Source organism: Streptomyces sp. NPDC020681 (assembly GCF_044334895.1).
GTDB lineage: Bacteria > Actinomycetota > Actinomycetes > Streptomycetales > Streptomycetaceae > Streptomyces.
In genome coordinates this window covers 122,481-142,996 of sequence record NZ_JBIRTX010000004.1, presented here as the reverse complement: position 1 = coordinate 142,996, position 20,516 = coordinate 122,481, and the positions used below count along the sequence as shown (strand labels likewise).

Sequence of the window (20,516 nt, the reverse complement as noted above, 5' to 3'; positions counted from 1 at the left end):
CCACACCCAGAACATCCCGTACGCGATAAGCGCACGGCCCACCGGGCGCAGCACTTTGACAAGCACAAAACTTCGCAACGACGACATGGCCGGTCTCCTTGTACGGAATTCTTCCGATGCCGTACGACCATGCTCTTCACCGGTCGACTCTCGCTCTAGGAGCAGAGCCCGGACCAGCCTTCACAACCCTCAGGACAGTTTCAACGCCGTGTCGATCAAAGGCACATGGCTGAAAGCCTGCGGAAAGTTCCCGACGAGACGGCCGCGTCCGGTGTCCCATTCCTCCGCCAGCAGCCCGAGGTCCGTACGGAGCGCAAGCAGCCGCTCGAAAAGCTGTGTCGCCTCGTCCCGGCGGCCGATCAGCGCCAGATCGTGGGCGAGCCAGAACGAGCAGGCGAGGAACACGCCCTCGCCGCCCGGCAGTCCGTCGCCGCCGAGCGTGTCCGAGCCGCCGTCCGGCACCGGATAGCGGCGTACGAACCCGTCGTCGCACAGCTCCCGCTGCACGGCCTCGATGGTGCCGACCACTCTCGGATCGTCCGGCGGCAGAAAGCCCATCTGCGGGATGAGCAGCAGTGATGCGTCGAGTTCGCGCGAACCGTAGTACTGCGTGAAGGTGTTGCGCTCCGCGTCGTAGCCGTGGGCGCAGACATCGCGGTGGATCTCGTCGCGCAGCGCCCGCCAGCGCTCCACCGGGCTCTCCAGCGGCAGCCTGCTGAGCCTGCGTACGGTGCGGTCGGCGGCGACCCAGGTCATCACCTTGGAGTGGACGAAGTCCCGGCGTGGGCCGCGTACTTCCCAGATGCCCTCGTCCGGCTCGCGCCAGTTGGACTCCAGATGGTTCATCAGCTTCATCTGCAGGATGTGGGTGCTGTCGTCGCGGGAGAGGCCGGAGGTCTGGCCTAGCCACAGGGCGTCGACCACCTCGCCGTAGACGTCGAGCTGGAGCTGGTTGGCCGCTCCGTTGCCGATGCGGACCGGGCCCGACTTCTCGTAGCCGGGCAGCCACGGGAGTTCGGCCTCGGGCAGTTCGCGCTCGCCGGCGACCCCGTACATGATCTGCAGGTTCTGCGCGTCGCCTGCGACGGCCCGAAGCAGCCATTCACGCCAGCGGCGGGCCTCTTCGCGGTAGCCGGTGCGCAGCAGGGCGGTGAGCGTCATGGCGGCGTCGCGCAGCCAGGCGTAGCGGTAGTCCCAGTTCCGTACGCCGCCGATCTCCTCCGGCAGCGAGGTCGTGGGAGCGGCGACGATGCCGCCGGTCGGCGCGTAGGTGAGGGCCTTGAGGGTGATCAGCGAGCGGACCACGGCCTCGCGCCAGGGTCCGTTGTAGCTGCACTGGTTCGTCCAGCGGGACCAGAAGTGCTCGGTGTCGGCGAGGAGTTGGCCGGCGTCGGGCCGCGGCGGGGCGTCGCCGTGCGAGGGCTGCCAGCTCAGTGTGAGGGTGACCCGCTCGCCCGCGCCGACGCTGAACGCCGCGTGGGTGGTCAGATCGCTGCCGTAGGTGTCGACGTCGGAGTCCAGCCACAGCGCGTCGGGACCGGCGACGGCCACCACCCGGTCGCGGCCGCCGGGTCCGCGCTCACGCTGCACCCAGGGCACGATCCGGCCGTAGCTGAAGCGCATCCGCAGTGAAGAACTCATACGGACCCGCCCTGAGACGCCCTCCACTATTCGTACGAGAGCGGGTGCGGCATCCGGCCTACCGCGTCCAGGCCCCCGCGGCGGCATGAAGTCGATCAGCCGCACGGTGCCTTCCGGGGTGTCCCACTCGGATTCCAGGACGAGTGAGTCGCCCCGGTAGCGGCGGCGGGTGGCGGCCTCGGCGCCGATCGGGAGCCCGGCCGGCGCGAGCCGCCAGAAGCCGTGGTCCTCGGTGCCGAGCAGCCCGGCGAAGACCGCGGGCGAGTCGAAGCGGGGCAGACAGAACCAGTCGACCGAACCGTCCCTGGCGATCAGGGCCGCGGTCTGCATGTCCCCGATCAGTGCATAGTCCTCGATGAGCGCAGCCACACGAACTCCCGGAACACCGTCGCGCCGTCTTCCGGGGGCGGACCCCCGTCTCCCCCGCACACCGCGGGGGATTTGGGCACGTTACGCGCGGGTCCTCAAGTTTCGGCTGGCCGCCGGATCAGCGCCACCGGATCAGCGCTGCGGGATCAGCGCTGCGGGATCAGCGCTGCGGGGCGGGGAAGGCGACCGGGCTGCGCAGTCCCGCCCGGTTGACCGCGCGGACGCCGAAGAAGACGTTGTCCTTGGAGAGGTCGACGGTGTGGCGGGTGGTGTCACCGGTGGGGACGACATGGGTCCACTCCGGGGCCGTGGTCTCGCGCCAGACGATCTCGTACCCGGCGAGATCGCTCTCGGTGCCGCGCTGCCACACCAGCTCGGTCGCGTTGGTGAGCGCGCTGGTGAGGATCTTCGCGCCCTTGGGTGTGCCGGGGGCCTGGGCGAGCGTCCACAGCGCGGCGCCGTTGACCTTGGCGACGCGAGCTATGTAGCCGAAGTCGCAGAACTCCGGCAGGTCGCCGTACTGCTTGCCGTCGGTCACCTTCACGTCCTGGTGCTGGTGCGCGTAGTCCTCGGCGGGCTCGGTGAACCGGGCGGCGGGGAAGCCCCGTTCGAGGAACGGGATGTGGTCGCCGCCGCGCAGATAGCGGTCGCGGCGGTAGACGACGCGTACGTGCATCCCGGTGGCATCGTTGTCGGCCACATCGCGGACGAAGCGGGCCAGCTGGCGTGACGGCGAGTCGTTCTCGCCGCCGACGGAGCGGCGCGTGGCGGCCTCTTCCGGCGTCTCGGCGGTCGGCACTCCTTCGGCGAACAGCCGGATGGTGTGCGGGTCCCGGCTGCCGTCGTCGGCGGTCGGGCTGCCCACGATGTCGTCGGTGAACATGCCCTGCACGTCCACGCCCGCGCTCTTGAAGGTCTGGGCCATGTGGGCCGCGCCGAACAGGCCCTGCTCCTCGCCGGCGACAGCCGCGAAGACGATGGTGGCGGCGGGCCGCCGGGTGGCCATGACGCGGGCGAGTTCCATGGCGACGGCGACACCGGAGGCGTCGTCGTCGGCGCCGGGCGCGTCGCTGACGGCGTCCATGACGTCGGTGGCGCGTGAGTCGTAGTGGCCGGAGACGACATAGACGCGGTCCGGGGCGGCGGATCCGCGCAGGGTCGCGACGACATTGGTGATCCGGGTGGCCACCGGGATGCGCGGCCCCGGCTCCTGGATGTAGCTCTGCAGCTCGACGGTCATCCGGCCGCCGCTGCGGGCGGCGTACTTCTTCAGCTCGGCGAAGATCCAGTCGCGGGCCGCGCCGATGCCGCGCTTCGGGTCGTCCTGGCTGGAGAGGGTGTGGCGGGTGCCGAAGGAGGCGAGTTTGCGTACGGTCGCCTCGATGCGGCCGCGGTCGATCTCCGCGAGGAGGGCGCGCAGTTCACGTGTCGGGGGCTGGGCGGTGGCGGGACGGTCGTGGTCGGGGGTGGCGGGCCCGGCGGTCCGGGGCGGTGGGCTGCCGGGGGTGCCGGTCTCCGCGGCCGCGGGCGTCGCGCCGGCCCCGGTCAGCGCGGCGCCGAGGGTCGCGGTGCCGACGGTGGCGGCGAGGACCGTTCTGCGGGAGGTGCCTGTGGGTTCTGGCGTCTGCTGCGACATGAGTTCATCGTCGTGGCGCACCAACCGCCTGACAAGAGTGGCCGGTTCCGCTTCAACTGCCGGCGGTCCCGGCTCAGCCGCCGGAGACGGCCCGCAGGTGCGGCTTGCCGCGCCGTGCGGTCGTACTCGCCAGACTCCTGGGCTCCCGCAGCACCAGCGTCATCCTGGTGTAGCCGCGGTCCTGGAGCGTCGCCGGGGTCTCGTCGACGATCCGGCACTCCGTGCTCCCCCACCGCGGGTCCGGGTGGTTCAGCGGCCGTACGGCACCGTCGTGGTGCACGGCGGCCGCACCCATGACCCGCATCCAGTGCGGCAGTCCGCACCGGTAGGCGGCGTCCATGATCGGGTCGTCGGCGATGTCGTGGCGAATGTCCTGAAGGACATGGTCGTCCTCGTAACACTCCAGAGCCGAGTCGAGCTGAGCCAGCAGCGGCAGGCACCAGCTCGTCTCGCGGTCGCCGAGCACCATGCCGGCGTCCGGGTGGAAGAGCACGAAGCGGAGGAAGTTCTGTCCAGGCATGGCCGTGGGATGCGCGCGCATGCCACGGAACAGGGTTTCGAAAGCGGGGTTGGCGTGGGCCACGTCCCAGCGCCGGTCGAAGAGCACCGACGGCAGCGGCACGGCGTCCATCATGGCCGCGTAGTCGCGCAGATAGGCCTGTGTCTCGGGGTTCTGGGGCTCGGCCGGGTGAGCTGGGCCGGCCGGTTCCACGGGCCGCGGCGGGACCGGGCCGTACGGACGCACGGGGAAGGACGGAAAGGCCGGTCCGGACGGCCTCGCGGGACCCAGCGGCGGCGTCCCGGGCACGGGCGTGCACTCCGGTACGTCCCAGGCCAGCGGCGGATCGCGGTCGACGGCGAGGCGGAACAGCCAGCCGCCCTGCTGGTCGGTCATCTCCAGGGCCTTGACCAGGGCGGCGAGCTTCTCGTCGGTCCACTCCTGGGCCGGGGTCTTCTCCCAGCTGCCGTACGCGCCGGTGCTGATCTCGAGGCGCGCGGCGACATCCTCCACGCTGAGGCCGAGCTCTTCGCGACGCCTTCTGAGGACATCGGTGAGCCGCCTGGTCCGGAGCGTGCCGCGGGCCGCCCCCGCGCGCCCTCGACGCCCGTGGACACCGGGCCGCTCCACGCCTGCCTCATGTGTCATCGAGAATGCCACCCTTCTCGAAGTCCCGCTGCGGCAGCGCCCTTTGGATCTTAACCCCGCGTGGCGATCCTGCTACCGCACACACAGTCATGTCAACTATCGTGGCATTCAACGCCGCTGAGCGCTCAGATCGCGCCACAGCTGTGGCATGACCTGGCTGTATTTCTCTGAAGCGGCTAACCTCCGGGCAGCCAACTGTGTGTGCGGAGCGACCTCGCGTGATCTAGGAGACCTACTGGTGACAGACGGCTTCTTGGTTCCGGGCCCGACAGCCGCAGGCCCTCTGGCGGCATCCGTGGCCCGTGTCGCCGAACTCGCCGAACGGCTCGGACTGAGCCATGGCGAGATCTTCGACGTGCACCAGCTCTCGGACGCCTCGGGCGTCCCGGCCGAAGTGGTCGCCGCCCTGCTCGCGGGCCGGCCCGCCGGCGAACCCGACCTCCAGGCACGCTTTCTGCAGCGCTTCGACCTGCTGCGCAGGACCCGGCTGAAGGAGAACGGCCGCCGGTACACGCAGCAGGAGATAGCCGACGGTGCCGGCATGTCCCGGCAGCAGGCCGGGGCGCTCATCAATGGCGACCGCCGGCCGACCATGGAGCACTGCGATGCGATTCAGAGGTTCTTCAAGGTCCACGCCGGGTTCCTCACCGCCGAGGACGCCGACGCGCTCAACGGCGCCCTCCAGCGCACCGAGCAGCGGCTGCTCCAGGACTACGCGGGCGAGGGCGACCCGCTGGAGCGCCTGCTCCAGGACCATGGCGTGCGCGGCATCGCCTGGCGCGCCGCTCAACTGCCCACCGACAAACACCGGGACAAGGTCACCGAGTGGCTCGACATGCTCCTGGAGAGCGTCAAGCCGACCGGGGCGTCCGGGCCGACGGAACCCTGATTTCAGGCCAGGGTTGGAGCCTCACGTGTTCTTACAGCTGCTGACGGGGAGAGGAGAACGGTGAGCATAGGCAAGGAGATGCGTCGGCTGTGCGGTGAGCTGGTAGCCGGAATCGATCTGCCCGCCCCGGCAGAGCCCGCCGATCTCTATGCCGCGCTGTGCGCCGGAATGAGCGAGCGCCGCGGCCGGCCCGTCCGGTACCGCATGGCGACCTTCCCGCCGGGCACGGCGAGCGGACTCTGGCTGGACATGACGGACCAGGACCTGATCGTCATCGAGGAGCGCACCGCTCCCGACCATCAGCTGGTCATCCTCGGCCATGAGCTCTGGCACATGAAGGCCGGACACTGCACACATCACGTCGACGGCGCGGCCGTCGCCGCACGGCTGCTCTCGCACGAGGCGGATCTGCAGGCGACCGTCCTCAAGGTCGCGGCGAGGACCCGTTTCGACCAGGCCGAGGAGAACGAGGCGGAGAGCTTCGGGCTACTGCTCGGCAGCAAGTGCCGGACCTGGCTGGCCGGTTCGACCGGCCGCGGGCCCGTGCGGCGCGACGGGCTGGCCGGACGGATCGAGGCATCCCTGGGATACCGCGGGCCACAGGGCTGATGCGTGGACGGACAGGACTACTACATACCCGCAGTCGCACTCGGGTTCGCACTTGTGTTCAAGCTGCCGGGGCTGCTGCGCGACTGGCGTGACCCGCTGCTGCGTTCCGTCTGCGCCTTGCTGGTGCTCGCGGCCTCCACCTTCTTCTTCGCCGCGCCCCCGACCATCGCCGAGGTCAACGAGATCACCGGTATCTCGAACTTCTCCGGGCCGCTGGTCTACTGCATTCTCAGCGCCTTCAGCGCCTCCTGCCTGGTGCTGCTGGTCAACTGGCGCGGCGGGCCGCCGGAGGAGACGCGGCAGGTCTCCCGCCGGTGGATGACCGCCTACGGCCTGGTGGACGTGGCGCTGATCCTGCTGTTCGTGCTCGGCGAGGCCCCCGTCGAGCGGCTGCGCGACCTGGACACGTACTACGCCAACACGCCGTACATCCGCGAGATGGTCGTGCTGTATCTGACGGCGCACATCATCGCCGCCATCGGCATGACGGTGCTGTGCTGGCGCTGGTCCCGCCAGGTGCACGGCTGGCTGCGGACCGGCCTGCTCAGCATCGTGATCGGCTCGCTGTTCAACGTCTCGTACGGCTTCAGCAAGTTCACCGCCGTGTTCGCACGCTGGGCGGGCCAGGACTGGGACGCTCTGAGCACCTTGCTCGCGCCGCCGCTGGCCTCCCTGGGCGCGCTCTTCTGCGCCGTCGGCTTCATCCTGCCGCTGATCGCCCAGCGGCTGTCCGACGACTGGCACACCTGGGCCACCTACCGGCAGCTCGGCACGCTCTGGCGCGAACTGCGCACCGTCGTGCCCGACGGCACGCCGTCCGTACGCATCTCCTGGTGGTCCGCCGCGGATCTGCGCGTCACCCAGCGCGAATCCGACATCCACGACGGAATGCTCCATCTCGACCCGTACTTCGATCCCGCTCTGCGCGCCATCGCCCATCAGGCGGCCGTCGACGCGGGATCCGACACCCAGCAGGCCCAGGCGATCGCCGACGCCGCCATGGTCGCCGCCGCGCTGAAGGCCCGGACCGCCGACCCGGAAGGCAAGGTCATAAGCTCGGCGGAGGCCTACACCTCCAAAGCAGCGGAGAGACCGCGCGATCTCGTGCGCATGTCTCTCGCGCTGCGCCATTCACCCGTCGTCGAAGCAGCCCGCCGCCACGCGGCCAGGTCAGAGAGCGGCTCCCTATGACCGATCCTGTGAGAACCAGCCAGAGTCCGGCCGCGCGCCGGGCCGTCGTGATCGGCGGGGGGCTGGCCGGCATGCTGGCGGCCGCCGTGCTCAGCGAGTACGTCGACGAGGTCACCGTCGTCGACCGCGACACGCTGCCCGCCGGACCGCGGCCACGCAGGAGCCTGCCGCAGGCGCACCACGCGCATCTGCTCTGGTCGGGCGGCGCGCGGGCGATGGAGACGCTGCTGCCGGGGATCACCGAGCGCTGGCTGGCGGCCGGCGCGCGCCGGATCGCGCTGCCGACCGGTCTGGTGTCGATGTCCGCGCAGGGCTGGTTCCGCCGGTGGCCCGAGATGCAGTTCCTGATCGCGTGCAGCCGTGACCTGCTCGACTGGGTCGTACGGGAAGAGGTCGTCGGCAAGCCGGGCGTCACCGTGCTCGCGGACACCGAACTGCTGGGCCTGCGCGGCGGGTCGGACCGTGTCACGGGCGTGCGCGTGCGATCGGGCGAAGGGGACGAGCAGGTCCTTGAAGCCGAACTGGTGGTCGACGCGAGCGGCCGGGGCTCGCGCGCACCGGACTGGCTGGGCGCACTCGGTGTGCCGGAGGTGCGCGAGGAGAAGGTCGACTCGGGTCTCGCGTACGCCACCCGGATCTTCCGCGCGCCGGAGGGCACCGAGAACTATCCGGTGGTCAATGTGCAGGCCGACGCGCGCGAGCCGCGGCCGGGACAGACCGCGACCATCGTGCCCATCGAGGGCGGGCGCTGGCTGGTGACGCTGTCCGGCACGAGGGGCGGCCAGCCGACCAGCGCCGCCGACGAGTTCGAGGACTTCGCCCGCGCCGTCCGGCATCCGATCGTCGCCGAACTCATCGGCGGTGCCGAGCCGCTCACCGACGTCGTCGTCTCCCGCTCCACCGTGAACCGGCGGCGATTCTACGAGAAGGTCTCCGCCTGGCCCGAGGGCTTCGTGGCCATCGGCGACGCCGTCGCCACCTACAACCCGGTCTACGGACAGGGCATGTCGGTCGCCGCACAGGGCGTTCTCACGCTGCGCGACGAGCTCCGCAAGCACGGACCGGTCGCCGAAGGGCTCGCCCGCCGTGTGCAGCGCGCGGTCGCCGGACCGGTCGGCATGGCCTGGGACCTGGCCACCGGCCAGGACATCCTCTACCCGGGCGCGATCGGCAAGCAGCCGGGCGCGGCCGCGACCATGCTGCGCCGCTATGTGGACCGGCTGATGCTGACCGCCACCGGACGCCCCCTGGTCACCCGGGCACTGTTCGATGTGATGACCCTGTCGGCGCCGACGACGTCGCTGCTCAAGCCGGAGGTCGTGCTGGCGGTGCTGCGCGGGCCCAAGCTGGCGCAGCTGCCGGGTCCGCCGCTGACCGAGGAAGAGCTGCGGCCGGCCAAGGAGCCGCGCAGCGAGCTCGAGACCGATCCGGCGGACGCGTGAGGCTGTCCGGCTCCGGCGGCCAGATCCCGCTCGAGCCCAAGGCCGACCGGGACACGGTGCGCCGGCACAATCTGAGCCTGGTACTGCGCGCGGTGCGCGACGAGGGCGAGGTCACCCGCGCCGGGGTCTCCGCCCGGGTGGGGCTGACCCGCGCGGCGATCTCCTCGCTGGTGGAACAACTGCTGGAGAGCGGATTCCTTTCGGAGTCCGGGAAGACCTTCAGCGGTCAGGCGGGGCGGCCCGGCACGGTGCTGAAGGTGGCTCGTACCGGCGTCGCGGGCATCGGCGTGGAGATCAACGTCGACTATGTCTCGGTGTGTGTGGTGGATCTGGCGGGCACCGACCGGGTGCGCCTCGTCGAGCATCTCGACAACCGCGGCGCGCCGCCGGCCCGCGTGCTGGGCCGGGCGGCGGGGATCGCCGCGCGGGCGCTGGCGTCGGCGGCCGAGCAGGACCTGCAGGCGGTCGGCGCGGAGCTGGCGCTGCCCGGGCTGATCTCGGCGGGCACGGTCCGGCAGGCGCCGAACCTGGGCTGGAGCCGGGTCGCGGCCGAGGCTCCCTTCGCCGACGCGCTCGCCGCGCACCGTCCCGGGCTGCCTCCGCTTCCGGTGCGGGCCGAGAACGAGGCGAATCTGGCGGCGCTGGCGGAACTGTGGTTCGGCGGCCTGGGTGACGTACGGACCTTCCTGTATCTGACGGGCGAGATCGGCGTCGGCGGCGCGCTGGTCCTGGACGGCGAACTGCTGCGCGGGGCGCACGGTTTCGCCGGCGAGATCGGCCATGTCGTGGTCGACCCCGAAGGGCCCGAGTGCCGCTGCGGCTCGCGCGGCTGCCTGGAGCAGTACGCCGGCCAGTCGGCGCTGCTGAGGTCGGCGGGCCTCGACGAGACGAACGGCGCGGCGGGCGTGGCGGAGCTGGAGCGCCGGGCCCGCGCGGGCGAGGAGCGCGCGGTGACGGCGCTCGAACGGGCCGGCCTGATGCTGGGCCGCGTCGTGTCCGGCGCGGTCAACCTCTTCGACCCGGACGCGGTCGTACTCGGCGGCATCTACCGGCCGCTGGTCCCCTGGCTGTCCCCAACGGCGGGCGCCGAACTCGCCACCCGGGTGGTGTCGGGCCTGTGGCCGGAGGCCGGCGACCGCCTGCGTGCGTCGTCCCCGGCGGCGGACGCGGCACGGGGCGCGGCGGCAAGGGTGGTCCAGGACGTCCTGTCGGACCCGGTGGCGTACGCGGCGCGGGTCGCGTAACCGCGACGCCGCTTCCAGCGAGGGACGGCTCCGCCCGGCCCCCGCAGGAGCCGGGGCGGAGCCCCTGCCCTAGGGAGTGTCCGCAAAGTATCGCCGTCCGCCCGGAGGGCGGGGCATGCGGCGTCCGGTGCGTGCGATCGCAAGGCGCCGGTGCGCCCTCGTAGCGGAGCTACTTGGGCGTATCGGCAACGCAGCGAGCGTGCGTGCAGGGCGTCGCATGCCAGGCGAGACGTTGCGGACACGACCTAGATCAGTCCCGGACGCCCAGCAGGTGGTCCAGCGCCAGCTGGTCGAGGGTTTCGAAAGCCATGCCCCGCTCCCCCACCGCGTCCGCGTCGAAGTCCTCGAACGCCGTCCGGTCCGAGAGCAGGCCGGACAGTCCGTCCGCCGCCGTCGGGAGCGTCAGCTCGTCGAGCCGGGCCGCTCGCAGCGCCTCCCGTACCCGCGGGTCCGCGCGGAATTCCGCCGCCCGCTCACGCAGGATCAGGTAGTTGCGCATGCAGCCGGCGGCCGACGCCCACACCCCGTCGAAGTCCTCGGTCCGCGGCGGCTTGAAGTCGAAGTGCCGCGGGCCTTCGTAACCCGCGGTCTCCAGCAGGTCGACCAGCCAGAACGCGGAGCGCAGATCGCCCGCGCCGAAGCGCAGGTCCTGGTCGTACTTGATGCCGTTCTGGCCGTTCAGGTCGATGTGGAAGAGCTTGCCCGCCCACAGCGCCTGCGCGATGGAGTGGGTGAAGTTCAGCCCGGCCATCTGCTCGTGGCCGACCTCCGGGTTCACCCCGTACAGCTCCGGCCGCTCCAGGCGTTCGATGAAGGCCAGCGCGTGCCCGACCGTGGGCAGCAGAATGTCGCCGCGCGGCTCGTTCGGCTTGGGCTCGATGGCGAAGCGCAGGTCGTAGCCCTGCTCCGTCACGTACTCGCCGAGCAGGTCGAAGGCCTCCTTCATACGGTCGAGCGCGGTGCGCACATCCTTGGCCGCGCCGGACTCCGCGCCTTCGCGCCCGCCCCACGCCACATACGTACGAGCTCCGAGCTCCGCCGCGAGGTCGATGTTGCGGATGGTCTTGCGCAGCGCGTAACGGCGCACCTCGCGGTCGTTGGCCGTGAAGCCGCCGTCCTTGAACACGGGGTGCGTGAAGAGGTTGGTCGTGGCCATGGGCACCACAAGACCGGTGGCGTCCAGCGCCTGCCGGAACCGCTTGATGTGCGACTCGCGCTCCGACTCGGACGCTCCGAAGGGGATCAGGTCGTCGTCGTGGAAGGTGACGCCGTACGCCCCGAGCCCGGCGAGCCGCTGCACGGACTCCACGGGGTCCAGCGGCGCCCGGGTCGCGTCCCCGAACGGGTCCCTGCCCTGCCAGCCGACCGTCCAGAGGCCGAAGCTGAACTTGTCGTCGATGGTGGGAGTGAAGCGTTCCGTCATCGCCCTGACCGCCTTCGTTCCACAGTGTGCCGGTAGTGTGTCCAGCCAGTTTGTTTTCTGACCTTACTAATTATGCACATCCCCACCTGATCCCAGAAGCCCTCCAACACCTGTTGCCCGCGGAACGCGTGACGTAATTTGTTTTGCCTACGGCCAAATGGGGCCGGGAAGCTGAGAGGTGGAGGCAATGCCGACGCAGGCTGTCGTCATCGGCGTGGACAGCTCGACCCAGTCCGCCAAGGCGGCGTTCATCGACGCGGCCACCGGCCGGACGCTCGCCGTCGGCCGGGCGGCGCACCAGGTCAGCGGGGAGAAGGGGGCACGCGAGAGCGACCCCGAGGTCTGGTGGCACGCGCTGCGGGAGGCCGTGGCGAGCGGTCTCAAGGAGTCCGGGATCGCCGCCTCGTCCGTGACCGGCATCGCGGTCGCCGGGCAGCAGCACGGCCTGGTCGTGCTCGACCACGCCGGGCGTCCGCTGCGTCCGGCGCTGCTGTGGAACGACACCCGTTCGGCCCCGCAGGCCGCCGCGCTGACGGAGGCGCTCGGCGGTCCGGACGCCTGGACGGCCCGCACCGGGTCAGTGCCGGTCGCCTCGATGACGGCCGCCAAATGGCAGTGGCTGCGCGAGAACGAGCCGCGAACCGCCAAAGCCGCCGCCGCCGTGCGCCTCCCCCACGACTTCCTCACCGAACGGCTGGCGGGTGTCGCGGCCACCGACCCCGGAGACGCCTCGGGCACCTGCTGGTACTCCACCGCCACCGGCGCGTACGACCCGGAACTGCTGAACCTCATCGGCCTGGACGCCGATCTGCTGCCTCCGGTGGCCCCGACCGGAGCGGCCCGCATCGGCTCGCTGACCGCCACCGCGGCAGACGACCTGGGGCTGCCCTCCGGCATCGCGGTCGCCGCCGGAACCGGCGACAACATGGCGGCGGCCGTCGGTCTCGGCCTCGGCGGCGCGGGCCTGCTGGACCATCCCGTACTCAGTCTCGGCACCTCGGGCACGGTGTTCGCCGCGACCCGCACGCGGCCCGCCTCCGCGGCACTCGCCGGATTCGCCGCCGCCGACGGCACATATCTGCCGCTGGCCTGCACGCTCAACTGCACGCTCGCCGTCGACAAGATCGCCTCGCTGCTCGGACTGAGCCGCGACACGGCGGAGGCGGGCGGCGAAGTCGTCCTGCTGCCGTATCTCGACGGCGAACGCACCCCCGATCTGCCCGCCGCGTCCGGCCTCCTCACCGGACTGAGGCACAGCACCAGCCGCCAGCAACTGCTCGGCGCGGCCTACGAAGGCGCGGTCGTGACGGTGCTGCGCGCGCTCGACGAGGTGCTGCGCGCCTGCGGCCTCGATCCCACGGACCCTCAGGCGGCGTCCCGTCCACTGCGTCTGGTCGGCGGCGGGGCGCGTGGCCACTACTGGGTGGAGACCGTGGCCCGGCTGTCCGGCCGGCCGCTGATCATCCCGGCGAACGAGGAACTGGTGGCCGTCGGCGCGGCGGCGCTGGCCGCGGGAGCGGCGACCGGCGAGGATCCGGTGGCGCTGGCGAGCGGCTGGCAGGGCGAAGCCGTCGAACTGCCGCCGGTGGAGCGGGACATGGCGACCTGGAACCGGGTCTCGGAGGTGCTGGAGCGGGCCACGCCGTCGCTGCTCGCGTGACAGTGCTCGGACGGCGGGTGTGCGGCTGACAGCCCTCGGCTGACGGTCCTGCGCCGTCATCCGGTCATGAGGCGCACTCCCGCGTACGACACTCCCGCCACCACCACCCAGGCGCCCAGCCCCAGCGCCGCGACCCGTCCGCCTGTACGGGCCAGCGTCGGCAGGTCGACCGCGCTGCCGAGTCCGAACAGCGCGGCGGCGAGCAGGAGTTCCTGCGCATGCCCCGCCAGGTCCAGCACCGGTCCCGGGAGCAGGCTGGTGCTGCGCAATGCCACCGCCGCGAGAAAGCCGACGACGAAGAGCGGGACGAGCGGCGGCCGCTTGCCCGTCGTGCCACCGCCGCTCCGGTGCCGTACGGACATCGCCACGGCCGCGACGAGCGGGGCAAGCAGCGCCACCCGCATCAGTTTGACCAGAACCGCATCGCCGAGCGCGGCGGGCCCGGCGGTCTGCGCGGTGGCCACGACCTGCCCGACGTCGTGCACGCTCGCGCCGACCCAGCGGCCGAACTCCGCGTCGCCGAGCCCCAACGGCTGCTGGAGCAGCGGGAGTACGGCGATGGCGAGCGTCCCGCACAGCGTCACCAGCGCAACGGACGCCGCCGCATCGCGCTCGTCGCTGTCGTTCGCCTCACTCACCGCGCCGATCGCCGACGCTCCGCAGATCGAGTATCCGGCGGCGACGAGCAGCGGCTGATCACCGGGCAGGCCGAGCCTTCGGCCCAGCCACCAGGTGCCGAGAAAGGTCGCGGCGACGACGCCGAGCACGAGGGCGACGGTGGCCCAGCCGAGGCCGAGTATGTCGTCCAGGCCCAGCTTGAGCCCCAGCAGCACGATGCCGATGCGCATCAGCCGCCGGCCGGCGTAGGAAAGACCGGGCCGGGCAGTTCCTCGTACGACGGCGCGTATTCGCGGCAGATGAGCGGCGGCAATCCCGAGCACAACCGAAGCCGTCAGCATCGGTACGCCGGGCAGCAGTTGGTGCGCCGACCAGGCGAGCGCGACGCCGAGTGCGGCGAGGCCCAGCCCGGGCAGCCGGGCCGGAGCGGCGGTGGTGGCCGCTGCCGGCCGCTCCCGGAGAAGCGCCATCAGCGGTCGGCCGGAAGTGCGTACACCCGGCGGACACTGGTGCCGAGGCGGGAGATGTCCGCGCCGTAGACGTGAAGCGACAGGGCGGGTGCGGCGCTCGCGTTCCAGACCCGGTGGATGTCACCGGGCGGGGCGAATCCGCAGACCTCACCCTGGCCGTTGACGACATCGCCGGTGGCGACGAGACGTGCCGCCGCGCCGGACGCCGGGGCAGGAACGAGGCGGTAGCGCCGCTCGTACTCCTCGCCCTGGTGGACTCCGGTGGTGCACCAGGACACATGGTCGTGCACGGATGTCCCCTGGCCCGGCAGCCAGACCAGTGCGACGACCGAGAAGCTTCCGTCGTGCTCGGCGTGCAGCAGATGCTGGCGGTAGCGCTCGGGGTCGCTCTCCTGCTGTTCGAGGGTGAGCAGATCGTCCGCTCCGAGGTGGGGCGCGAGGCGTTCGCCGACCAGATAGGCCGTCAGGTCGGGCGGCAGTCCGCGTCCGACGGCCTCGCGGATCTCGGCGATCAGCGCGTCGAGCCGCTCGGTCCTGCTCGCGGCCCTGAAGGCGGTCGGTACGGTGGACGTGGAAGATCCGGTCGAAGGGGACATACGCGCAGCGTCCAGCCGCGCGACCCATCACGTCCAACGACGGTTTCTTGGTAACTGCCCAAGCTCCGCTTATGAGTTGGTCGTCCTGGAGGTACTGTCAGCAGCCGGTCTTGTTGGCCGCGACCGTCTTCAGCGCGTCGAGCACCAGCGCCGTCGCCGGTATCCGCAGATGCTCCCGCAGGACGTATGCCGCGACCCGCCGCCGTGAGGCGGGTTCCAGCGGCCGTCCGGTGACCTTGCGGTGGCAGAGGAAGTTCAGCACGAGCGCCGGGATCATGGCGATGCCGAGGCCCTCCGCGACCAGGCTCTGCACCACCAGATTGTCGTCGGTGGTGAAGGCGATGTCCGGCGCGAAGCCTTCTTCGGCGCATTCGTGGAGGAGGTTGGCGCGGCAGCGCAGACAGCCCGCGATCCAGCGCTCGTCCGCCAGCTCGGCCAGCCGCACGGAGCGCCGCCTGGCCAGCTGGTGGCCGGCCGGCAGCAGTACGGTCAACTGGTCTTCGAGGAGCGGGATTTCCACCAGCTCGTCCGGCACGTCGTCGTGCAGGCCCGGGTAGGTGAAGGCGAGCGTGATGTCGCACTCGCCGCGTACCAGCTGCCCCAGCGACTCCGGCGGCTCGCTCTCCAGCAGGTCGACACGGACTCCCGGATGCGCTGCGGCCAGCCGCGCCATCGCCTCCGGGAAGATCGTGGCACTGGCGCTGGGAAAGGCGCAGACCCGGACGCGCCCGGCCCGCAGCCTGGTGAGCGCGTTCATCTGCTGCTGGGCCGCGGACATGCTGTCGAGGATGACCGTGGCGTGCCGCGACAGCGCCTCGCCTGCTTCGGTGAGGCGGATGCCGCGGCCGACGCGGATGAACAGCGGTGTGCCGACGTCCCGTTCGAGGGCCTTCATCTGCTGGGTGATCGCGGGCTGCGTATAGCCGAGCGTCCGCGCGGCCGCCGTGTACGACCCGGCCCGGACCACTTCGTGGAAGGTTCTGATGTGCCGAGAATCGAACACGCGCGCATCATAAGCAGATTTTGGGGTCCTCACGGTAGGTCCGGCGTCCCGCAGTTACGACTTGCGCCCGACCGCGGCGTAGAGCGAGGCCCCCTCGCCGTCCTCGGTCTCCTCGTCGACGCCGAGTTCCGGATGCCATGTGGTCACCTGTACGACGCCGGGCTCCACCACGTCGAGCCCGTCGAAGAAGCGGGTGATCTCGGCGCGGGTGCGGGGCGCGAGCGTGACGCCGCCGGCCGCGTACATCTCGACTCCGCGCTGTACGGACACCGGGTCGAAGTCGGCGGTGAGCTGCGACAGCACGAGATAGCTGCCGGACGGCAGCGCGTCCACCAGCCGGCTCACCAGGTCGTACGGCTCGTCCGCGTCTCCGACGAAGTGCATCAGCGCCACCAGCGAGAGGGCTATCGGCCGGTCGAAGTCGAATACTTTCCTGGCCTGTTCGAGGATCCGGCCTGGCTCGCGCACATCGGCCTGGATGTAGTCGGTGACGCCTTCCGGCGTGCTGCGCAGCAGTGCCTCGGCGTGGGTGAGCACGATGGGGTCGTTGTCGGTGTAGACGACGCGCGACTCCGGCGCGGCGGCCTGCGCGATCTGGTGCAGATTGGGCTCGGTCGGGATTCCGGTGCCGATGTCGAGGTACTGGCGGATGCCCGCCTCGCTGGACAGCCACCGGGTGACGCGCTGCATGAACCACCGGTTGGTCCGCGCGACATGCTTGGCGCGCGAGTCGATGGACATGATCTGCCGACCGAGCTCCTCGTCGACCGGGTAGTTGTCCTTGCCGCCGAGGAACCAGTCGTACACCCGCGCAGGATGCGGCTTGCTGGTGTCGATCCTGGGGACGGCCGGCTCGGTCCCGGTCATAGGAGGCTCCTGAGGGCTCAGAACTTCTCAAGTCAACGGTTGAACGCTCAGTGATCCTCGCAGGAGGAAGAGGCACCGGCAAGTAACTCACTGCGGCTGAGCGGGAGTTCAGGCCGGGGACGCGTCAGGCACCGGCTGGAGGTCCACCATCATGTCGAGCAACGAGGAGCCGTCCGGTTCGACGAAAGAACCGACGGGCCGGAAGCCGTTCTTCTCGTAGTAACGAATGGCGCGAGCGTTGTCGGCGAGGACGCCGCCCCAGAGGATGATCCGCTTCTTGCCGAGCCGCCGCGCGACCTCCGTAACGAGCGGGAAGACCAGGGTCGCCACCCCTTTCCCCTGATAGTCGTCGGCCAGAGTGGGACCGAAGCGGCAGTCGGTCGTCTCGGTGAGGCGGATGCCGGCACTTTGATAGCGCTCGATGTCCGCGGCGGGAAGAGCAAGGCTGAATTCGAGGAGGCCGACGATCCTTCCTGACGGCACTACTTCCAGCACCAGCCTGAGCTTGTCGTAGCGCGCGATCGCGTCACACAGCTCGCGCGCGGCCGCGAGGTCGTGGCCGGCGAAGGTACTGAACCGCCGCGACTCGGCGGACAGGCCATCGAGGAAGCCTGCCAGGCCCTCGGCATCGGTGTGAGTGAGGGGGCGGACGACGACGTCCGAACCGTCGGGCAGGTTCCGCCGACGGGTCAGGACGAGCGGGTCCTCCGCGATCTCCGTCAGCGTCAGCACCTCAGCAACCCCTGTCCACTCGACGCTCGTCAGAACTGTTCGAACACTACGACTCGCGATCACCGGCCGTCAGTGCGCGACCCGAGGCGGACCGAACCGACCTCCGCCCAGACCGTCTTCCCGGACGGCGGATACGGCCGCACGCCCCACTCGGCGGCAAGTGCGTCGACGATGACCAGCCCCCGGCCTCCTTCATCCGCCACCCCCGACACAGACGGAAGGACGTCGCCGCGCGGGTCCGTGACCTCGATCCGCAGCCGGGAGCCCGGCAGCAGGACCAGACTCAGCCGGAAGCCCCGGCCCGGCAGCCGTCCGTGGACGATGGCGTTCGCCGCCAGCTCGGCGACGACGACCGCGACGGCTTCCGCGCGCTCACTGTCGCGCGGCCAGCCCCACTCCGCGATCTGCTCGACAGTGAGCAGTCGCGCGAGGCGAGCGCCGCGCCGCGTGGCACTGAGCAGCTGGGTGAACTGTGCTGCGGGTGTGGCCGGTTGGGGCGGCATGTGGGTCTGTACGGATTCGATCTTCACGTCATTCAGCGTGACGGCACACCAACGCGCTGACCAGCAACGGAAGGGGTACATGCGGGATGCGTACAGGTCCCGGCAGCTCCTAGTACCACCGCCGACGGGCTGCTGGCGGTTCAGTTCTGCGCGTCGGCCGCGGCTCCGGCGCGACGGCGGCCCAGCAGGGCTGTTCCCGCGACCACCAGGCCGATGGCGACGACCTTGGCTGCCTGGTAGTAGCCGGCCGCCGGCTCCTCCGGCACGCCGGGCAGCCGGAAGAAGACCCACGCCGCGGCGAGACCACCGAAGCCGATCAGTGAGACAGCCCCCCAAGTCCCGAGCTCCGCCCACCAGGGCCCCGAGCCGTAACTCCGCTCGTCGGCATGCTCAACGTCCTTGTCGGTCACGACCTGTGCTCCTCTGAGGGTGGTGGCGGTCGCGAGAGAGGACGCGGCTACGGTGCGATTGGTTCATCCGGGGGTCTCTCGATGGGGTGCCGTTTCGCGCATACCAGCTGCTGTGCTGCCTACACGCCCTAACCTGCGGTGGAGGGCCGGTACAGGGCGGGTCGGGTACCGGCGGGGTCGATCGTGCAGAACGGGGCGGTACGGGTGGAGCTCACCGGGCCGGCGGACGACAGCGACGAGGTCGAGGACGCGTCGGACCTGTTCCGCGTGATCGGGCGGCAGTTGCGGCTGCTGCGGGAACGGGCCGGGCTGACGCAGAAGGAGCTGGGCGAGCAACTCGGCTACAGCGAGGAGCTGATCCGGTCTCTGGAGCGCGGGCGCAGAACGCCGCAGGCGGAGTTCCTGGACGCGGCGGACGAGTTGCTCGGTGCGGGAGGGCTGCTGCGGGCGGCGACGGAGGACGTGGCGCGAGCGAAAGCGCGGGCGCGCGTGAAGCATCCCGCGTGGTTCCGCGACTACGCCAAGCTGGAAGTCGACGCGGTCGAGATCAGCTTCTTCAGCACGCTGACTGTGCCCGGTCTGCTCCAGACCGAGGAATACGCCCGGACTACGTTCATGGCCAGGCAGCCCCTACTGGAGGAGGCCACGATCGAGCAGCGTGTCGCCGCTCGCCTGGCACGTCAGGAGATCCTCACAGGATGGCCATCTCCCATGGTCAGCGTGGTGATTGACGAGTCCGTCCTCCGAAGAGGCGTTGGCGGTCACGAGGTCCGGCAGGGTCAGCTGAAGCACCTGAAGCGACTTGGCCAGTTGCGCAGCACCACGATCCAAGTGCTCCCCATGGCATGCGAGGACCACGCCGCTCTGGAAGGCCCCTTCATTCTGCTCACCCCCAAGGACCGGCCGCAGCTCGCCTATGTTGAGGTCCAGAGCGTGAACCGGCTGATCACCGATGCGGAAGAGGTACGTATCCTGGCCGCACGGTACGGAAGCATCCGCGGCCAGGCACTCAATCCTCGTGAGTCCCTGGCACTCATTGAGCAGTTGCTGGGAGAAGCATGAACATCGAGCGCAGCTCGGCCTTCGACTCCGGGCTCCACTGGTTCAAGAGCAGCTACAGCGCGGGGGACGGCGGCGAGTGCGTCGAGGTCGCCGCCACCACAGGTGCCGTGCTCGTCCGCGACTCGAAGGACCTCGGCCGGCCCCATCTCTCCGTCGGCCTGACCGGCTGGTCCGACTTCGTGCGGTATGCCGCCGGGAACTGATCAGCAGTCCACCGTGCTCCTCCCCGGCGTCGCCCACTCCCCCGTGATCCTCCACGTCCCGCACTCCTCGCGTGTCATTCCCGAGTCGGTGCGCAGCGGCATCGTGCTGGACGACGAAGCGCTCGAGCTGGAGCTGGACCACATCACCGACTCCCACACGGCCGAGATCGCCGCCGCCGCAGCGGAAGCCGCGAGCACCACGCCCTGGCGGTTCGTCAACCAGCTCTCCCGTCTGGTCGTCGACCCCGAGCGCTTCCCCGACGAGCGCGAGGAGATGCTGGCCGTCGGCATGGGCGCGGTCTACACGCGGACCACCCACCGCAAGCAGCTCCGGCCCGTGCACACGGATCCCCGGCCGCTGATCGAGCGCTACTTCCGGCCCTATGCGGAGGCGATGACCGCAGCGGTCGGCGAGCGGCTGGCGGCGACGGGCCGTGCCGTCGTCGTCGACGTCCATTCGTATCCGTCCGAGCCCCTGCCGTACGAGCTGCACGGCGACGGCCCACGGCCACCGGTCTGCCTCGGCACGGACGGCTTCCACACTCCCGAGGAGCTGCTCGCCCACGCGGAGAGCGCGTTCGCCGGGTTCGGTGGCACGGGGGTCAACAGCCCCTTCGCCGGGACGTATGTGCCGCTGGAGTACTACGGCAGGGACTCGCGCGTCAGCGCTCTGATGATCGAGATCCGCCGGGACACATACATGTCGGAACCGGGCGGGGCGGCCGGGCCCGGACTCACCAACCTGGCCGCCGCGCTGGCGCGGCTCGTCGACGCGCTGTCGGTCTGAGCCGGAACCTGGTC

The 20,516-nt window shown here is 70.8% G+C and carries 20 protein-coding genes; 9 read left to right on the top strand and 11 right to left on the bottom strand.

Annotated features, from left to right (window positions below):
• Positions 1-189: 189 nt before the first annotated feature.
• The 3 genes from ACH4YL_RS10810 to ACH4YL_RS10800 all read right to left on the bottom strand — a co-directional run bounded on the left by ACH4YL_RS10810 (position 190) and on the right by ACH4YL_RS10800 (position 4,793).
• A complete protein-coding gene (locus tag ACH4YL_RS10810; RefSeq protein WP_398506838.1) occupies positions 190-2,070 on the bottom strand; it encodes a glycoside hydrolase family 15 protein in 1,881 nt (626 codons plus the stop codon).
• 100 nt (positions 2,071-2,170) lie between these two features.
• Positions 2,171-3,646 carry a M28 family metallopeptidase gene (locus ACH4YL_RS10805; RefSeq protein WP_398506837.1) on the bottom strand — a complete coding sequence of 492 codons (1,476 nt, stop codon included), beginning with the start codon at positions 3,644-3,646 and terminating at the stop codon, positions 2,171-2,173.
• Positions 3,647-3,719: 73 nt separating this feature from the next.
• Positions 3,720-4,793: a helix-turn-helix domain-containing protein gene (locus ACH4YL_RS10800; protein WP_398506835.1), complete on the bottom strand. Its 1,074-nt coding sequence runs from the start codon at positions 4,791-4,793 to the stop codon at positions 3,720-3,722.
• A 238-nt stretch (positions 4,794-5,031) separates the two neighbouring features.
• Here ACH4YL_RS10800 and ACH4YL_RS10795 point away from each other — a divergent pair, with 238 nt between their 5' ends.
• From ACH4YL_RS10795 to ACH4YL_RS10775, 5 genes are all read left to right on the top strand, one after another.
• Positions 5,032-5,682 (top strand): helix-turn-helix domain-containing protein, encoded by a 651-nt coding sequence (locus ACH4YL_RS10795; protein ID WP_398506833.1) that lies wholly within the window; start codon positions 5,032-5,034, stop codon positions 5,680-5,682.
• A 78-nt stretch (positions 5,683-5,760) separates the two neighbouring features.
• Positions 5,761-6,291: a toxin-antitoxin system, toxin component gene (locus ACH4YL_RS10790; protein WP_398507329.1), complete on the top strand. Its 531-nt coding sequence runs from the start codon at positions 5,761-5,763 to the stop codon at positions 6,289-6,291.
• A 3-nt stretch (positions 6,292-6,294) separates the two neighbouring features.
• The gene (locus tag ACH4YL_RS10785; RefSeq protein WP_398506831.1) at positions 6,295-7,482 is read left to right on the top strand and encodes an MAB_1171c family putative transporter; all 1,188 of its coding nucleotides are present in this window, start codon (positions 6,295-6,297) and stop codon (positions 7,480-7,482) included.
• Positions 7,479-8,924, top strand: a complete 1,446-nt coding sequence (locus ACH4YL_RS10780) for an FAD-dependent oxidoreductase (RefSeq protein ID WP_398506829.1) — start codon at positions 7,479-7,481, stop codon at positions 8,922-8,924. Before ACH4YL_RS10785 ends, ACH4YL_RS10780 begins: the two co-directional genes overlap by 4 nt.
• On the top strand, positions 8,921-10,168 hold the full coding sequence (locus ACH4YL_RS10775; protein ID WP_398506827.1) for an ROK family protein: 1,248 nt from the start codon (positions 8,921-8,923) through the stop codon (positions 10,166-10,168). The genes ACH4YL_RS10780 and ACH4YL_RS10775 overlap by 4 nt, the downstream gene beginning before the upstream one ends.
• A 250-nt stretch (positions 10,169-10,418) precedes the next feature.
• Here the strand turns inward: ACH4YL_RS10775 and xylA are convergent, their stop codons facing one another.
• A complete protein-coding gene (gene xylA / locus ACH4YL_RS10770) occupies positions 10,419-11,591 on the bottom strand; it encodes a xylose isomerase (protein ID WP_398506825.1) in 1,173 nt (390 codons plus the stop codon).
• A 187-nt stretch (positions 11,592-11,778) separates the two neighbouring features.
• Here xylA and xylB point away from each other — a divergent pair, with 187 nt between their 5' ends.
• Entirely contained in the window at positions 11,779-13,251 is a 1,473-nt protein-coding gene (gene xylB / locus ACH4YL_RS10765) for a xylulokinase (protein ID WP_398506823.1), read from the top strand.
• Between the two features lie 56 nt (positions 13,252-13,307).
• On the opposite strand, the gene ACH4YL_RS10760 is transcribed toward xylB, so the two are convergent.
• From ACH4YL_RS10760 to ACH4YL_RS10730, 7 genes are all read right to left on the bottom strand, one after another.
• Positions 13,308-14,339: a YeiH family protein gene (locus ACH4YL_RS10760; protein ID WP_398506821.1), complete on the bottom strand. Its 1,032-nt coding sequence runs from the start codon at positions 14,337-14,339 to the stop codon at positions 13,308-13,310.
• Entirely contained in the window at positions 14,339-14,935 is a 597-nt protein-coding gene (locus tag ACH4YL_RS10755; protein ID WP_398506819.1) for a cysteine dioxygenase, read from the bottom strand. The genes ACH4YL_RS10760 and ACH4YL_RS10755 overlap by 1 nt, the downstream gene beginning before the upstream one ends.
• 97 nt (positions 14,936-15,032) lie before the next feature.
• Positions 15,033-15,938, bottom strand: coding sequence for a LysR family transcriptional regulator (locus tag ACH4YL_RS10750; RefSeq protein WP_398506817.1), 906 nt, complete (start codon positions 15,936-15,938; stop codon positions 15,033-15,035).
• A gap of 54 nt (positions 15,939-15,992) precedes the next feature.
• Positions 15,993-16,805 (bottom strand): SAM-dependent methyltransferase, encoded by an 813-nt coding sequence (locus ACH4YL_RS10745; RefSeq protein WP_398506815.1) that lies wholly within the window; start codon positions 16,803-16,805, stop codon positions 15,993-15,995.
• A 108-nt stretch (positions 16,806-16,913) separates the two neighbouring features.
• Positions 16,914-17,537 (bottom strand): GNAT family N-acetyltransferase, encoded by a 624-nt coding sequence (locus ACH4YL_RS10740; RefSeq protein ID WP_398506813.1) that lies wholly within the window; start codon positions 17,535-17,537, stop codon positions 16,914-16,916.
• 59 nt (positions 17,538-17,596) lie between these two features.
• Complete coding sequence (locus ACH4YL_RS10735; RefSeq protein ID WP_398507328.1) at positions 17,597-18,040, bottom strand: ATP-binding protein; 444 nt, start codon at positions 18,038-18,040, stop codon at positions 17,597-17,599.
• Positions 18,041-18,180: 140 nt separating this feature from the next.
• On the bottom strand, positions 18,181-18,450 hold the full coding sequence (locus tag ACH4YL_RS10730; RefSeq protein ID WP_398506811.1) for a hypothetical protein: 270 nt from the start codon (positions 18,448-18,450) through the stop codon (positions 18,181-18,183).
• A 183-nt stretch (positions 18,451-18,633) separates the two neighbouring features.
• Between ACH4YL_RS10730 and ACH4YL_RS10725 the strand changes: the two genes are divergently transcribed.
• The 3 genes from ACH4YL_RS10725 to ACH4YL_RS10715 are packed head-to-tail and all read left to right on the top strand — an operon-like array spanning position 18,634 to position 20,502.
• A complete protein-coding gene (locus ACH4YL_RS10725) occupies positions 18,634-19,512 on the top strand; it encodes a Scr1 family TA system antitoxin-like transcriptional regulator (protein WP_398506809.1) in 879 nt (292 codons plus the stop codon).
• Positions 19,509-19,715: a DUF397 domain-containing protein gene (locus ACH4YL_RS10720; protein WP_398506808.1), complete on the top strand. Its 207-nt coding sequence runs from the start codon at positions 19,509-19,511 to the stop codon at positions 19,713-19,715. The genes ACH4YL_RS10725 and ACH4YL_RS10720 overlap by 4 nt, the downstream gene beginning before the upstream one ends.
• On the top strand, positions 19,699-20,502 hold the full coding sequence (locus ACH4YL_RS10715; protein WP_398506806.1) for an N-formylglutamate amidohydrolase: 804 nt from the start codon (positions 19,699-19,701) through the stop codon (positions 20,500-20,502). The genes ACH4YL_RS10720 and ACH4YL_RS10715 overlap by 17 nt, the downstream gene beginning before the upstream one ends.
• Positions 20,503-20,516: the final 14 nt, after the last annotated feature.

Bases quoted from the DNA above. Each gene is read 5' to 3' on its own strand.
- ACH4YL_RS10805 (WP_398506837.1), bottom strand. From the start codon at position 3,646: ATGTCGCAGCAGACGCCAGAACCCACAGGCACCTCCCGCAGAACGGTC.
- ACH4YL_RS10800 (WP_398506835.1), bottom strand. From the start codon at position 4,793: ATGACACATGAGGCAGGCGTGGAGCGGCCCGGTGTCCACGGGCGTCGA.
- ACH4YL_RS10790 (WP_398507329.1), top strand. From the start codon at position 5,761: ATGCGTCGGCTGTGCGGTGAGCTGGTAGCCGGAATCGATCTGCCCGCC.
- ACH4YL_RS10780 (WP_398506829.1), top strand. From the start codon at position 7,479: ATGACCGATCCTGTGAGAACCAGCCAGAGTCCGGCCGCGCGCCGGGCC.
- xylA (WP_398506825.1), bottom strand. From the start codon at position 11,591: ATGACGGAACGCTTCACTCCCACCATCGACGACAAGTTCAGCTTCGGC.
- xylB (WP_398506823.1), top strand. From the start codon at position 11,779: ATGCCGACGCAGGCTGTCGTCATCGGCGTGGACAGCTCGACCCAGTCC.
- ACH4YL_RS10760 (WP_398506821.1), bottom strand. From the start codon at position 14,339: ATGGCGCTTCTCCGGGAGCGGCCGGCAGCGGCCACCACCGCCGCTCCG.
- ACH4YL_RS10755 (WP_398506819.1), bottom strand. From the start codon at position 14,935: ATGTCCCCTTCGACCGGATCTTCCACGTCCACCGTACCGACCGCCTTC.
- ACH4YL_RS10745 (WP_398506815.1), bottom strand. From the start codon at position 16,805: ATGACCGGGACCGAGCCGGCCGTCCCCAGGATCGACACCAGCAAGCCG.
- ACH4YL_RS10735 (WP_398507328.1), bottom strand. From the start codon at position 18,040: ATGCCGCCCCAACCGGCCACACCCGCAGCACAGTTCACCCAGCTGCTC.
- ACH4YL_RS10720 (WP_398506808.1), top strand. From the start codon at position 19,509: ATGAACATCGAGCGCAGCTCGGCCTTCGACTCCGGGCTCCACTGGTTC.
- ACH4YL_RS10715 (WP_398506806.1), top strand. From the start codon at position 19,699: ATGCCGCCGGGAACTGATCAGCAGTCCACCGTGCTCCTCCCCGGCGTC.